This is a genomic window from Staphylococcus ureilyticus, from assembly GCF_025558845.1.
Classification (GTDB): Bacteria; Bacillota; Bacilli; order Staphylococcales; family Staphylococcaceae; genus Staphylococcus; species Staphylococcus ureilyticus.
Window position 1 is genome coordinate 168995 of the sequence record NZ_CP094825.1, and the last position, 13485, is coordinate 182479.

Here is a 13485-nt window from a genome sequence, read left to right on the forward strand (position 1 = left end):
TGGTGAGGGAGATATACCAAATGTTTTCAAGGAAGAAAATATGATAACATAAGTGCTGAAAGTACAAAAATAGTTTGATTATGATGTTTATTCATGAGGGGGAGTGGAGACGTTAGTTATGATTAAATGTGTATGCTTAGTAGTTGAATCAGATGACAAGTTATTATTAGTACAAGCTAGAAACAGAAAGAAATATTATTTTCCAGGTGGAAAAATAGATTCAGGAGAATCCCTAAAACAAGCTTTACGAAGAGAATTACAAGAGGAATTACAGTTGGATATTTCGGAAGAAACCTTTACATATATGGGTAAAGTTGTAGGAAATGCTTATCCCCAAAAAGATAAAAAGACGGAGTTGAATTGTTTTTCAACATCTTTTGAAATTGATTGGTCATCAGTAAAACCCGCACAAGAAATTACTGATATAAAGTGGATGAAAAAAGATGAAACAGAAAAAATTGCACCTGCCGTGCTTACATGGATTGAATATGCTAAAGAAGTGCGGTATCTAAAATGGTGAAATTAAGACCGTATCATACATTATTATTTTCTGATTTAGAGAAATTTACGTTGTTGGAAGAAGATCGTAAATTCACTAAAACCCCTTTGGAAAATATTGATTTGGCAAATCGAGATCAAGAACGTCACCCTACGTTAGTGTATGATGACAAAGACCGATGTGTTGGCTTTTTTACGTTACATGAAGGTGAAGGGGTCAAACCTTATTCTACAAACCCAAATGCAATATTTTTTAGATCTTTTAGCGTGGATAGTCAATATCGAGGATTCGGGTACGGTAAAAAGGTTATGCAAGCATTACCTCAATATATCAAGCGGTATTATCCGACAATCAATGAAATTTATTTAGTGGTTAATACAGATAACCATTTGGCTAGAAAACTTTATATTCAACATCATTATGAAATCGTAGGGGAAACGTTATTAGAAAATAAACCTGTCTACATAATGAAACAAAGTTGTTGAAATTAAAAGTTGCGTCGTGAAAGCTAACAGAGTTTGTTAGACTTTGCGACGTTTTTTTTACGTGAAAAACTTGATAAATGTGGTTGCGTAATAGAGTTACAAATGGAAAGTAAATAAGAGTAAAAAATTGATAACTATAATTAAATTTGAGGATTTTAAACGCAGAATGAAAAATATATTATAATTATTTAAATTTAGATGAATCAATTATGTTTATTTAAATATGAAAATCTGCTATGGTTGGTTATTAAATGTTAAATATATAAATAATATAAAATAAGGATATGATTATTTTGAATGTATAAGCTGTTAAACTGAATTGCTCAAGGATGATTAGATTGAATAGACAATTTGAACCGAAGATTTTTATTTGAACTTCTTGATGTGCAGTTTGGTTTATGAAAAATCATTTTTAAACCGTTAAGATTGGCTTTTGCAAGTGCTTCGCATATGAGATTGTACGTAGAGCTTAATAGATATTATGGTTGAAAGTCATTTTTTAATGTCGTCTGCTGTCATGAGTTTAGATGATACTTTGTAGAAGCTTGATTTTTAAAAGTTTAGCATGACATAAATAGTAGATTATTTTATTGATTAATAATCATTGTTCTTAAGTTGAAAAATAAATATGAGCTTTGGCACTTCACATTTGATGTGGGGTGTTTTTCTATGTGTGTCGACAGCGAGTATTGCGATAGCCAACTATTATGATGAAAAACAATGTAATAGGAGGTTATTTTATGCTTATAAAACGTAACAATGTGAGCCCAAATGTGAGTCCATTTAATATTATGTGTAAAAATTTTAATGAAGAAATAAAACCTTTTACATATCAAAGGTTCGTAGATTTTGGGGAATGTTACTATTATTTGAAAGGTACTTCATTTAATTATATTGCGACAAGCGTTATTACTAGATATGAAAATGAAGCTTACGATACATTTAGTTCTAGATTTGATCATTTTGATGAAACTGAAAAGGTATACATTGAAAAATTAGAGGTGGCACCTCCTTTTGAAAACAAAGGGATTATGACAATTATGTTTTGTGACATTATGTTAGCATTATTAACGAGAAGTTTAGCGAATGAAAACCATATAGAGATTAAATTTATCAATACTTCAGATTTAATCAAAGATGGGAAGATAGTCAATGTGTACCATAGTGTGATGCCCCAATATGAATTATCCTTAGCACAACCTAGTAGTTCGAGAATTGTATTGGAAGGTAGACGTACTAAATTTAATATTGATTTTTATCAAGATATTTATTATATATTCCCACTGCAAACAAGAGAAGAGGATATCTCATATTACACAAAGTTACGAGAACGTAAAATACGGTTATTAAATGAAAAATTGCAAGAACTTTAAATGATATCAATGTGTTGAAAAAACGCTTGGAAAGTTAAATTCACAAATAAAAGCTGAAAAATTTGTGCCATTGTAGGATGGTAAAAAGCTTTAATTATAAAAATTAGTATGTATGCATTATATAATTATACAAATTTAAGAAGGAAGTGAGAGGCATTTAATGATGTCCCACTTCCTTTTCACTTTTTAATGTGACGATTGATGTGTGTGTTCTGGATGACGCTTTTTTTGATATTTAATTAAAAGTGCAGTTATCCAAGCAGTAATAGGGATGCTGATTGCAATAGCGATACCACCTAGAAGAATGGATATAAATTCTTGTGCGAAGATTTTAGAATTGATGATATGTCCAAAAGAATAGTTCAATCTAAAAAACCAAAAGAATAACGTTAATTGCCCACCAAAATAGGCTAGATAAATTGTGTTTGCAGATGTAGCTAAAATTTCACGTCCTACCCGCATACCAGATTGAAACAATGCTTTGCTTGATAAAGTTGGGTTGGTTTCGTATATCTCATACATGGGTGAACTGATTGTTATTGCTAAATCAATCACCGCAGCTATGACGGCAAGCACTACTGTGAACACCATGAATTTCACCATATCAATGCCAATATTCATAGAAAAAATATACGTTTCATCTTGTTGCTCGGTCGTAAATCCTTGTAAATGTCCGATAGATACTGATAAATAAATGCCGACTATCAAGCATAAAGTAGTAATAATCGTCGCGCAAAATGCTGCTTTGGTTTTTGTATTGTAACTATTTAAAACGAATAAATTACATGCTGCGATAACGATACAGAATATCAGTGTTACGAGATAAATAGGCGCACCAAGCATAATGATAATAACAGTGATTAATAATATGACAAAATTTAAAAAGAGTGTCAAATAAGAGATGATTCCTTTTTTTCCTCCAAAGATTGCCATTAATAAGAAAAGTATAAAACCTAAGATTGTTATGACGCTCACTGATTAGCACCTCGCATTTTAAACCATAATTGCATTAATAAAATAGTGATTGGAATAGTTAAAACAATGCCAATACCACCAGTAATTGCCCGGGAAATTTCTAATGACCAATTCATGGAAATTGTATAAGTAACTGTATTGGCATTTTTAAGATATATCAGAAACATTGGAAGACTACCAGATAAATATGAAAATAATAAGATATTTGTCATTGTCCCCATAATATCTTGGCCAATATTACGTCCTGCGAGCGCCCAACGAGTCATGTTGATGTTAGGCGTTCTGCGTAATATTTCAGCCATGCCACTTGCTATTGTGATAGCAACATCCATGACAGCACCGAGTGTGCCAATCATAACAGAAGCGAGGAAAACGTCCTTAGGAGGCAAAGTTAAGAAACTCATAGTTTCAAACTTTAAGCCAGCACCGCCTGTTAATTCAATAACTAATTGGGTAGCACCAACACAAATAAAAGTTCCTAATAAAGTGCTTGCTATCGTAATTGACGTTCGCCATCGCCAACCAGTAACTAAGAGTAAAGTGAATATCGTGCTGAAAATGACACCGATACTCATAAGTGCAAATAAGTTTAAATTCGGGAATTTACTGTGTAAGTAGATAGCCAAGAGCACAACAATAGTATTAAAAACTAAAGAAAGTATCGATTGTAAACCGATTTTTCGACCTACCAGTAAAACGGTTAATAAAAATATTCCAGTTATCATAACGACGAGGCTATCTCGTTTCTTTTCTATGATATAAGTATCACCTAGATGCTTGCCGATGTGTAACAAAACTTTGTTGTGTTTGGAGAATGCTTCACTATCAGCTTGTGATGCTATGTAATGGTGTGGTATCTTCGTCGTTTGCCCTTTGAACTTCCCGTTTAAAATTTTAAGTGTTAGGGTTTGGTTATATTTAGTATCTTTATTGTGATTATCATCCGTAATGTGTGATGTGGATTTATTTTCGATTTTTGTGATTTGACCGATTGGTGTATCGTAAAATCTGTCATTGAAAAATGTGAAAATAAATACAGCTAAAAATAAGATCATGAATATCAAGACGACCCAACCAAAAGGCCGTTTAAATAAAGTTTTAAAAGGCATTGTTTTGTTTCAGTCCTCTCTATATAGACAATGCGATTATACGCTCACAACGATTTAAATTCAAAAGTTTTATGCATATGATTAATGATAAGTTGTGCTTCTACTTAATAATTTATCAATGAGTTCTAATAAAAATTGTAAATCGTGTTTTCGATTGTCTAGTCGAACAACTTGGCAAATGGTTCTTTTCAATGCAGTATGTTCTAAAGATATTTTTTCCCATTTTTGTAGATTTTTTGTTAGCAAATGATAAGAAGCTGTGACGATGTAACCACGCGATTTGCTTAGGATATATTCTGCTAGTTGAGGATGTGTGATCGTTTGTATAGGTGTTTTGGTTGTTTTTACTAATGCTTGTCTGATTTTCGTTGGTAATGGATATAATTCGTAAATAGATTTATTCGAAAATTGTACTAAAGGTGGATTTGTAGCCATAGTGATAGGGTCATCTTTAGGTACATAGACATGAAATGTTTCTTCAAATAAAGGGCTTACTTTTAAAGAACGGTGTTGTTTGAGTTCATCTGACATAGCAGTAAAAGCAATATCAATTTTATCTGTGAGCAAAGCTCCAAATATATCGTCCTCTTCCATTAAAATAGGCTGAATGATAGATGTCCTTTCGTTTTCAAAGGATTGCATTAATAAGGTTAATACCTGCGTTATATAGCTTTCAACGTAACCAATACGTATAATATAATGCTCTGTTTCAGATTGGTTATGAAATAAACGTACTGTGTTATCAAGTTGTTCGATAATCTTGGTTGCTTCAGAAAATAATTGTTGTCCTTCTTCGGTAATGTGTATGTTACGTCCTTCTCTGTTAAACAACGTCACTTGTAACTCTTTTTCTAATAATTTAATTTGCCTGCTTATGGCAGATTGAGCAATGTTAAGTTCTAATGCAGCATCTGATAAATGTTCTCTTTTTGCAACTTCTATAAAATATTTCAATTGTTTAATTTCCATATAACCATTCCCAACATATTAATATTATTCGAATTATTAGAATAATATCATCTATTTTATATATTGAATAGATTAATGTATTACTATATAGTTTACTATACTTATTTAATATTCAGAATTTTCGAAAAAGAGGTGAGGGTTATGATCGAATATGGTAAGCAATTGGGATTATATGATAGTCGTGAAGAGCACGATGCATGTGGTATTGGATTCTATGCCAATATGAATAATGAAAGGTCACACGATATCGTTGAAAAGTCATTGGAAATGCTACGTAGGCTAGATCATCGTGGAGGAATTGGTGCAGATGGTATAACTGGTGATGGTGCTGGTATCATGACAGAGATTCCTTTTGGGTATTTTTCTGAACAAACAGATTTTGAATTACCGGAAGAAGGTCATTATGCAGTAGGCATGTTTTTTTCAAATGCGAAGATAAAAAATTCAAAGCATGAAGCAACGTTTAATCGTTACTTTGAAAGCGAAGGATTGAATGTTATTGGTTATAGAGACGTACCAGTTGATGTCAATGCCATTGCCGAACATGTAGCTCAAACAATGCCATATATACAACAGGTATTCATCGCCTTAAATAATCAAACGCATATAGAAAAAGCATTGTTTTTAGCACGTAAGCAAATTGAATTATATGCTAAAAAAAAACAAATAGATTTATATTTTACAAGTTTGTCTCATAAAACAATCGTCTATAAAGGGTGGTTGCGTTCTGATCAAATTAAGAAACTCTTTCAAGATTTAAATGATGAGCATTATATATCAAAATTTGGACTTGTACATTCCCGTTTTAGTACAAATACCTTTCCGAGTTGGAAACGTGCACACACCAATCGATTATTAATGCATAATGGGGAGATTAATACCATTAAAGGTAACGTAAATTGGATGCGCGCAAGACAAAATGATCTCATTGAAAGTATTTTTGGTGAAAACAAACATAAAGTAGAGGAAATCATTGATGAAGACGGTAGTGACTCTGCTATTGTAGACAACGCATTAGAATTTTTATCTTTAGCAATGGAACCAGAAAGAGCAGCGATGTTAATGATACCGGAGCCTTGGCTTTATAATACGGCGAATGACAATAATATCCGTGCTTTTTATGAATATTATAGTTACCTAATGGAACCGTGGGATGGCCCGACAATGATTTCTTTTTGTAATGGGGAGAAAATTGGTGCGCTAACAGATAGAAATGGCTTGCGTCCAGGACGTTATACAATCACTAAAGATAATTACATTGTTTTTTCGTCAGAAGTGGGTGTTGTAGATGTACCGGAAGAACAAGTTGCTTTTAAAGGCCAACTCAATCCAGGTAAATTGTTATTAGTTGATTTTCAACAACAAAAAGTAGTTGATAATAATGAATTAAAAGCACGTATCGCTGATGAATTACCATATGAGAATTGGCTAAATCAATTTAAAATAGACTTAGATTTAAATCATGTAAAAGTGACACCATCGGATTGGGATGAAACAACTTTAACAAGGTTACAAAAGCAATTTGTTTATACGAAAGAAGAAATCGACAAATATATGACAGAATTAATTGAAAGTAAGAAAGATCCAATTGGTGCTATGGGGTATGATGTTCCAATTGCTGTTTTAAATGAAAAAGATGAATCGTTATTTAATTATTTTAAACAACTTTTTGCACAAGTTACCAATCCGCCAATTGATGCATATAGAGAAAAAATAGTGACAAGTGAATTGTCTTATCTAGGTTCAGAAGGTAATTTACTAAATCCTAATGAAGATGTGTTGAACAGAATTCAATTGAAAAAACCGGTGCTAACTGAGGCGCAATTAAAAACGATTGACGACAGTAGGTTTAAAGTTAAGCATTTATCTACATTGTATCAAGAAAATTTAGAATCGGCGTTAGACCATTTAGGGGAACAAGCAATTCAATCAGTAAAAGATGGCTATGAAATCATTGTCTTAGATGACCGTGTATTAGTAGAAACGCAAGGTTATGCAATGCCAATATTGCTTGCGGTCAGTCATGTGCATCAGTTATTAATCAGAAAAGGTTTACGCATGCGCACAAGCATCATCGCACTTTCTGGTGAAACGAGAGAGGTGCATCATGTAGCGTGTTTATTAGGGTATGGGGCGAATGCAGTAGTACCATATCTAGCGCAACGTACAATAGAGAATTTAGTAGATAAAGGACGCTTAAACGGAGAGGTTACTGAAAATGTCCAAACATATACAGATACATTGTCAGAAGGTGTCATAAAAGTAATGGCTAAAATGGGCATTTCTACCGTTCAAAGTTACCAAGGAGCACAAATTTTTGAAGCGGTAGGTTTGTCGCAAGATGTGGTTGACCAGTATTTTACAGGTACACAAACCAAGTTATCTGGTATCGATATAAACTTGATAGATAAAGAAAATAAAGCAAGACAATCATCTGAGAGCGAGTACTTGGAATCTGGCAGTACGTTTCAATGGCGTAAACAAGGTCAACATCACGCATTTAACCCGACGACAATTCACTTACTACAACATGCGTGTCGTTTAAATGATTATGAACAGTTCAAAACATTTTCAAATGAAGTCAATCATCAACGTACAGATCATATTCGTCATTTAATGGAATTTAAAAAGCAAGACTCGATTGATATCAATGAAGTAGAAGCAACGAGTGAAATCGTTAAACGTTTTAATACAGGTGCGATGAGTTATGGCTCTATTTCTGAAGAAGCACATCAAACACTTGCTGAAGCAATGAATCAAATGGGTGGTAAAAGTAATAGTGGTGAAGGTGGAGAAAACCCAGAACGATTTGTGGTGGATGATGAAGGTCGAAATCGATCTAGTGCAATCAAACAAGTTGCTTCTGGAAGATTTGGAGTGACGAGTCACTACTTACAACATGCCAAAGAAATACAAATCAAGGTAGCTCAGGGAGCTAAACCAGGGGAAGGCGGGCAGTTGCCTGGTTCTAAAGTTTATCCGTGGATTGCTGAAGTCAGAGGGTCTACGCCGGGTATTGGCTTGATTTCCCCGCCGCCACATCATGATATTTATTCAATTGAAGACTTAGCACAATTAATTCATGATTTGAAAAATGCTAATAAAAACGCAAATATTACAGTGAAGCTCGTATCTAAAACTGGTGTCGGAACAATTGCAGCAGGTGTAGCTAAAGCTTATGCAGATAAAATTGTGATTAGTGGATATGATGGTGGGACGGGTGCTTCTCCTAAAACAAGTATCCAACACGCAGGTGTACCTTGGGAAATTGGCTTAGCAGAGACACATCAAACACTGATGATGAATAATTTAAGGTCGAGAGTGATTGTAGAAACAGACGGCAAATTACTTACAGGTAAAGACGTGGCATATGCGTGTGCGTTGGGAGCTGAAGAATTTGGTTTTGCAACAGCACCTTTAGTCGTACTTGGCTGTGTCATGATGCGTGTGTGTCATAAAGATACATGTCCAGTAGGTATTGCTACTCAAAACCAAGATTTACGCGCGTTATTTAATGGTAGAGCAGATCACGTGGTTAATTTTATGCATTTTGTTGCTGAGGAATTAAGGGAGATATTAGCCGAACTTGGATTACGCACGGTAGATGAATTGGTGGGTCGCACAGACTTATTAAAACGAAAAGATAATTTATCTCAACAAAGACCTAAAGCTGCTTCTATGAATGTAGAAGCATTATTATATCAGCACGACGGTGAAAGATATAAAAATATAGTGCAAAATCATCATCTTGATGAAGGTTTCGATTTAATGCAACTATTACCTGATGCTCAATCAGCAATTGAGCAACATAAGTCATTTACTGGCAATTACGTTGTAAAAAATGAACAACGAGACGTGGGTGTCATTACTGGCAGTACGATTACTGATATCCACGGTGCCGACGGTTTGCCTGAGGATCGTATTTATGTCAATACGGTAGGGCATGCTGGTCAAAGTTTAGGTGCCTATATACCTCAAGGATTAACAATACATCACACGGGTGATGCTAACGATTATGTAGGTAAAGGACTTTCTGGCGGTAAAGTGATTGTTAAGGCACCGACGCAACAACGAGAATCAGAAATTATAATTGGCAATGTTTGTTTCTATGGTGCATCATATGGCAAAGCCTTTATTAATGGTAAAGCTGGTGAACGATTCTGTATTAGAAATAGTGGTGTACAAGTAGTTGTTGAAGGTATTGGTGATCATGGTCTTGAATATATGACAGGTGGACGTGTCATTGTGCTTGGAGATGTCGGAAAGAACTTTGGTCAAGGTATGAGTGGGGGCGTCGCTTATATCTTCCCATCTGATGTTGAAAAATTTAAAGAAGCGCATCAATTAGACAGTTTAGACTTCGACGAAATCACTGTTGAAGCAGAAAAAAATGTTGTAAAAGAAATGTTAGAAGACCATTTACTTTATACAAATAGCGCTAAAGCTAAAAATATATTAAACCATTTTGAATCTGTAGTTGATCAAGTAGTAAAAGTCATACCAAAAGATTATAAATTAATGATGCAAAAAATTGAATTGCAAAAGCGCGAATCTAACCAGCAAGATGAAGCGTTATTGAATGCTTTTAATGACAAGAGAACACATTTAGAACCAGCACAACAATTAACGGCTGTATATTAAATTGAAGGGGGACTGATTATGGGGGAATTTAAAGGATTTATGAGTTATGACAAACAACCCTTGCCTGAATTGTCTTTAGTAGAACGTTTGAAAGGACACGCACCCTTTCAGCAGAGGTTTACCAAAGAAGAAGCATCAGAACAAGGTGCGAGATGCATGGATTGTGGCACACCATTTTGTCAGACAGGTGAGCCACATGGTAGAGAAACAATTGGTTGTCCTATTGGGAATTACATTCCTGAATGGAATGACTTAGTGTACCAAAAAGACTTCAAGACAGCATATGAACGGTTGAACGAGACAAACAACTTCCCAGAATTTACTGGACGCGTATGTCCAGCACCATGTGAACAATCGTGCGTAATGAAGATAAATAGAGCATCTGTTGCGATAAAAGGGATTGAACGTACCATTATAGATGAAGCTTTTGAAAATGGTTGGGTCGAACCTACGATACCAAGTGAGCGCAAAGCAGCATCAGTAGCGATAGTAGGAAGCGGTCCGGCTGGCTTAACAGCTGCAGATGAATTGAATAAATTAGGTTATTGGGTAACTGTATATGAACGTGCGCGTGAAGCAGGTGGGTTGTTAATGTACGGGATCCCCAATATGAAATTAGATAAAGCGGTCGTGCGACGTAGAATTAAATTAATGGAACAATCTGGTATCACCTTTATCACTGATACGGAAATAGGGGTAGACATCAGCAAAGAAAGTTTAGAGGAACAATTTGATGCCATTATTATTTGTACAGGCTCACAAAATGCTCGTGATTTACCATTAGAAGGCCGAATGGGTATGGGTATTCACTTTGCTATGGATTACTTAACAGAACAAGGCGAATATTTAAATGGTGAAATTGAAACGCCGTCCATTTCCGCAGAAGGAAAAAATGTGATTGTCATTGGTGCAGGTGACACAGGTGCAGATTGTGTGGCAACTGCATTGAGAGAAAATTGTAAATCTATCGTTCAATTTAACAAATACACGAAGCAACCAGAAGCCATTGAATTTGATGAAAATACGTATTGGCCGTTGGCAATGCCTGTGTTTAAAATGGATTATGCGCATGACGAATATGAAGCGCGTTTTGGTTTTGAACCACGAGCATATGGTGTGCAAACGATGCGTTACGAAGTGGATCGTATTGGTAATGTAACAGGTGTTTATACACAAATACTTGAAGAAACAGAGGATGGTATGGTGGTTGTCGATGGTACAGAACGTCATTGGCCAGCTGATTTGGTATTGTTATCCATTGGATTTATTGGTACAGAAACTACTGTGCCACATGCTTTTGATATACAAACTGAAAGAAATAAAATTGTCGCAGATAATAAAGATTTTAAAACGAATCAATCAAATATTTTCGCGGCAGGTGATGCAAGAAGAGGTCAAAGTCTTGTTGTTTGGGCTATTCAAGAAGGAAGAGCAGTCGCTCGTGCAGTGGACGAATTCCTAAATGAAAAAACATTGGTGTAATACTTTAATTATAATTGACTTTTTTAATGGGCTATAATATTATAATTATTGTGTTCATTTGGAGGAATACCCAAGTCCGGCTGAAGGGATCGGTCTTGAAAACCGACAGGGGCTTAACGGCCCGCGGGGGTTCGAATCCCTCTTCCTCCGCCATTATCATAAAATACCAAGACTAATAAATATAGTAGGCAAACGTTTATTTAATATAAAGTGTTTGTCTTTTTTTGCTTTTTAAGGTCAATGATGAAGAAAAATAGACGAATAGTGAATATCGTCTTACTATTGCTTGTGTCACAGGTTATTAAACATAATGCAATGATTACATCAAATGCAAAACAATATATTTTTGAAGTAGGTCTATACGGAAATTAAAAATTAATTTCCGTATAGACCTTTTTTGTGAGTTGAGTGAAAGCCTTTGCAAAACTTGTCTATACAAGTTATACTCTGGATAATATTAAAGTTTAAGGGAGGGAATCATCATGGCTGTTAAAAAGAAAGATGTTCAAGATATCGTCAAGGCTATTGGGGGCAAAGAAAACTTGGACACAGCAACACACTGTGTGACGCGTTTGCGACTTGTTTTGAAAGATGATGATAAGGTAGATAAAGAGAGTCTGAGTAACAATGATTTGGTTAAAGGACAATTCAAAGCTGACAATCAATATCAAATTGTAATTGGACCAGGTACTGTTGATGAAGTTTATAAACAATTTATTGAAGAAACTGGGGCAGAAAGTGCCTCTAAAGATGATGCTAAAGCAGCGGCAGCTCAAAAAGGCAATCCTATACAAAGATTGGTTAAGTTATTGGGAGATATCTTTATTCCGATTTTACCAGCTATCGTAACTGCTGGTTTATTATTAGGGATTTATAATGTATTAACGATGGAAGACTTGTTTGGGAAGCAGGCATTGGTGGCACAATATCCACAGCTAGGGGACTTTGCAGATATCATTAATGTTATCGCGAATACTGCCTTCATATTCTTACCGGCTTTAATTGGTTGGAGTAGTATGCGTGTGTTTGGCGGGAGTCAAATACTCGGTTTGGTATTAGGTCTGATTTTAATGAATCCGCAACTCGCTTCACAATATGACATAGGTAAAGGTAACATTCCGGCGTGGCATATCTTTGGTTTAGAAATTAAACAACTGAATTATCAAGGTCAGGTCTTACCAATTTTATTAGCATCTTATGTATTAGCGCAAATTGAAAAATTCTTAAGTAAATATGTGCATGATTCAATCAAGATGTTAGTTGTTGGTCCCGTCGCCTTATTAATCACTGGTTTCTTAGCCTTTATCGTTATAGGCCCAATTGCTTTATGGCTAGGAACAGGGATTACAAACGGTGTGACATTTGTGTTTGAACATATAGGCTGGTTAGGTGGCGCAATTTATGGATTCTTCTACGCACCTCTAGTGATTACAGGTTTACACCATATGTTCTTAGCGGTTGATTTTCAACTGATGGGAAGCAGTCTTAAAGGAACATATTTGTGGCCGATCTTAGCGATTTCAAATATCTGTCAAGGTTCGGCTGCATTCGGTGCATGGTTTGTCTATAAAAGACGCAAAATGGCAAAAGAACAAGGCCTGGCAATGACTTCTGGCGTATCAGGTTTCTTAGGTGTTACTGAACCAGCGTTGTTTGGTGTGAACTTACCGTTGAAATATCCTTTTGTTGCAGCGATTTTAACTTCGGGTGTGATAGGTGCTATCATAGGTGCAATCGGTGTCTTAGGTAATGTTGGCGTTGGTGGTGTACCAGCTATCATTTCTATTAAAAAAGATTTTTGGCTCATTTATGGCATAGGTACTGTTCTGGCAATGGTAGTACCAGCAATATTAACTGTGATCTTCTCGAAATTTAGTAAAGAAGAAGCGAAAGAAATAGTAGAAGAATAGTTAATGCAGATAGATAAGTATAACTAAACTCGCTAAGTTTGT

General features: G+C 35.1%; 9 protein-coding genes and 1 tRNA gene. 7 read left to right on the plus strand and 3 right to left on the minus strand.

All coding sequences use genetic code 11. The annotated features are described in order from the left end of the window. Nucleotides 1-118 precede the first annotated feature (118 nt). From MUA21_RS00730 to MUA21_RS00740, 3 genes are all read left to right on the plus strand, one after another. On the plus strand, nt 119-520 hold the full coding sequence (locus MUA21_RS00730; RefSeq protein ID WP_262561598.1) for an NUDIX hydrolase: 402 nt from the start codon (nt 119-121) through the stop codon (nt 518-520). Continuing rightward, entirely contained in the window at nt 514-984 is a 471-nt protein-coding gene (locus MUA21_RS00735) for a GNAT family N-acetyltransferase (RefSeq protein ID WP_262561600.1), read from the plus strand. The genes MUA21_RS00730 and MUA21_RS00735 overlap by 7 nt, the downstream gene beginning before the upstream one ends. Before the next feature lie 740 nt (nt 985-1724). Next, nucleotides 1725-2357, plus strand: a complete 633-nt coding sequence (locus MUA21_RS00740; RefSeq protein ID WP_262561601.1) for a hypothetical protein — start codon at nt 1725-1727, stop codon at nt 2355-2357. A gap of 186 nt (nt 2358-2543) precedes the next feature. On the opposite strand, the gene MUA21_RS00745 is transcribed toward MUA21_RS00740, so the two are convergent. The 3 genes from MUA21_RS00745 to gltC form a co-directional block, all read right to left on the minus strand. Beyond that, nucleotides 2544-3332: a YibE/F family protein gene (locus MUA21_RS00745; RefSeq protein WP_262561603.1), complete on the minus strand. Its 789-nt coding sequence runs from the start codon at nt 3330-3332 to the stop codon at nt 2544-2546. Next, nucleotides 3329-4441, minus strand: coding sequence for a YibE/F family protein (locus MUA21_RS00750; protein WP_103161262.1), 1113 nt, complete (start codon nt 4439-4441; stop codon nt 3329-3331). Before MUA21_RS00750 ends, MUA21_RS00745 begins: the two co-directional genes overlap by 4 nt. A gap of 81 nt (nt 4442-4522) precedes the next feature. After that, the gene (gene gltC / locus MUA21_RS00755; RefSeq protein WP_262561604.1) at nt 4523-5410 is read right to left on the minus strand and encodes a glutamate biosynthesis transcriptional regulator GltC; all 888 of its coding nucleotides are present in this window, start codon (nt 5408-5410) and stop codon (nt 4523-4525) included. 141 nt (nt 5411-5551) lie between these two features. On the opposite strand from gltC, the gene gltB reads away from it, so the two are divergent. The 4 genes from gltB to treP all read left to right on the plus strand — a co-directional run bounded on the left by gltB (nt 5552) and on the right by treP (nt 13443). After that, nucleotides 5552-10051 carry a glutamate synthase large subunit gene (gene gltB, locus MUA21_RS00760; protein ID WP_262561605.1) on the plus strand — a complete coding sequence of 1500 codons (4500 nt, stop codon included), beginning with the start codon at nt 5552-5554 and terminating at the stop codon, nt 10049-10051. 18 nt (nt 10052-10069) lie between these two features. After that, nucleotides 10070-11533, plus strand: coding sequence for a glutamate synthase subunit beta (locus MUA21_RS00765; protein ID WP_262561606.1), 1464 nt, complete (start codon nt 10070-10072; stop codon nt 11531-11533). Nucleotides 11534-11593: 60 nt separating this feature from the next. Beyond that, nucleotides 11594-11686 (plus strand) — tRNA-Ser (locus MUA21_RS00770). 329 nt (nt 11687-12015) lie between these two features. Next, complete coding sequence (gene treP, locus MUA21_RS00775; protein ID WP_064209969.1) at nt 12016-13443, plus strand: PTS system trehalose-specific EIIBC component; 1428 nt, start codon at nt 12016-12018, stop codon at nt 13441-13443. Nucleotides 13444-13485 lie beyond the last annotated feature (42 nt).

What these genes read in the sequence shown, in the direction of transcription:
- MUA21_RS00730 (WP_262561598.1), top strand. Translation starts at nt 119, where the DNA reads ATGATTAAATGTGTATGCTTAGTAGTTGAATCAGATGACAAGTTATTA.
- MUA21_RS00735 (WP_262561600.1), top strand. Translation starts at nt 514, where the DNA reads ATGGTGAAATTAAGACCGTATCATACATTATTATTTTCTGATTTAGAG.
- MUA21_RS00740 (WP_262561601.1), top strand. Translation starts at nt 1,725, where the DNA reads ATGCTTATAAAACGTAACAATGTGAGCCCAAATGTGAGTCCATTTAAT.
- MUA21_RS00750 (WP_103161262.1), bottom strand. Translation starts at nt 4,441, where the DNA reads ATGCCTTTTAAAACTTTATTTAAACGGCCTTTTGGTTGGGTCGTCTTG.
- gltC (WP_262561604.1), bottom strand. Translation starts at nt 5,410, where the DNA reads ATGGAAATTAAACAATTGAAATATTTTATAGAAGTTGCAAAAAGAGAA.
- gltB (WP_262561605.1), top strand. Translation starts at nt 5,552, where the DNA reads ATGATCGAATATGGTAAGCAATTGGGATTATATGATAGTCGTGAAGAG.
- MUA21_RS00765 (WP_262561606.1), top strand. Translation starts at nt 10,070, where the DNA reads ATGGGGGAATTTAAAGGATTTATGAGTTATGACAAACAACCCTTGCCT.
- treP (WP_064209969.1), top strand. Translation starts at nt 12,016, where the DNA reads ATGGCTGTTAAAAAGAAAGATGTTCAAGATATCGTCAAGGCTATTGGG.